This window comes from Rhodanobacter fulvus Jip2 (assembly GCF_000264315.1).
GTDB lineage: Bacteria > Pseudomonadota > Gammaproteobacteria > Xanthomonadales > Rhodanobacteraceae > Rhodanobacter > Rhodanobacter fulvus.
The window spans coordinates 1-262 of sequence record NZ_AJXU01000038.1 but is presented as its reverse complement, the minus strand read 5'-3'; the positions used below and the strand labels follow the sequence as shown (position 1 = coordinate 262).

The 262-nt window shown below is 75.6% G+C and carries 1 protein-coding gene; it reads left to right on the top strand.

Translation table 11 applies throughout. The features are described 5' to 3' along the window. A partial coding sequence (locus UU9_RS17920; protein ID WP_007081681.1) for an outer membrane protein occupies positions 1 to 262 on the top strand: 262 nt, incomplete at both ends.

Sequence of the window (262 nt, the reverse complement as noted above, 5' to 3'; positions counted from 1 at the left end):
CAGCGGGGTGGGCGCGGTGGCGGCCGGTGCCTACAGCACCGCCGCGGGCTACGGCAGCGTGGCCACAGGCGATCAAAGCGTGGCCACCGGCACCAACGCGCAAGCCACCGGCGCCATCAGCGTGGCGACCGGTGCCGACAGCGCGGCCAGCGCGGAAGGCAGCACCGCCGTGGGCAACGCGGCCCAGGCGCAGGGCGCCTACAGCACGGCCTTGTCGGCGCAATCGACCGCCACCGGCACGCAGGCGCTGGCCAGCGGTTTC